This window comes from Roseateles sp. P5_B10, from assembly GCF_056400485.1.
Window position 1 is genome coordinate 1 of the sequence record NZ_JBFULE010001670.1, and the last position, 565, is coordinate 565.

The 565-nt window shown below is 62.7% G+C and carries 1 protein-coding gene and 1 pseudogene; one reads left to right on the plus strand and one right to left on the minus strand.

Annotated features, from left to right (window positions below; translation table 11 throughout):
* Window positions 1–99, plus strand: a 99-nt coding sequence (locus AC1DU6_RS35240) for a PAAR domain-containing protein (RefSeq protein WP_477863213.1), incomplete at its 5' end; no start/stop codon positions are given.
* A gap of 151 nt (window positions 100–250) precedes the next feature.
* Here AC1DU6_RS35240 and AC1DU6_RS35245 read toward each other — a convergent pair.
* Window positions 251–565, minus strand: a pseudogene (locus tag AC1DU6_RS35245) (histone deacetylase family protein); the annotation flags it as partial.

Below are 565 nucleotides of genomic sequence, written 5' to 3' on the forward strand. Positions count from 1 at the left end.
ACCGAATGCGGCGGCAAGACCATCTCGGGTAGCACCGGCGTATTCATCAACGGCAAGCCGATGGCGCGTGCTGGAGACAGCACATCAGGCTGCAAGTGAAATCGGCCGACCATCTCCTCCGGCACCGGAGTGGATCGTATCAACGAGGCGTACCGCGTTGTCGCAGGCCGGCGACGGCCTTCGAGAACTGAACCGGCGCAGTGCGTAGGGCAGATGAGCGAAGCGTAGTCCGCCCCACTCACCACGCAGGCTACGTTGGCTTGAAGCCGGTCAGGAAAGAGTCGAGGCAGTCCTGGATCGCATCGATCCCATAACCACCTTCCTGCACGACAAGCGTCGGCAGACCCAGCGATTGCATCTTGCTCCCGACGCTCCCGAAATCCTTTGCCTCGAGCTTTAGGATGCCGATCGGATCATCGCGATGGGCATCGAAGCCCAGCGCCACCACAAGCGCATCGGCGCCAAATGCGCGAACGCTTGCGATCGCGATGTCGAGCGCTGCATTCATTTCGGCGCCGCCGGCGCCGGGTTGAAGCGGCAGGTTGAGATCGAAGCCCTCGCCGGC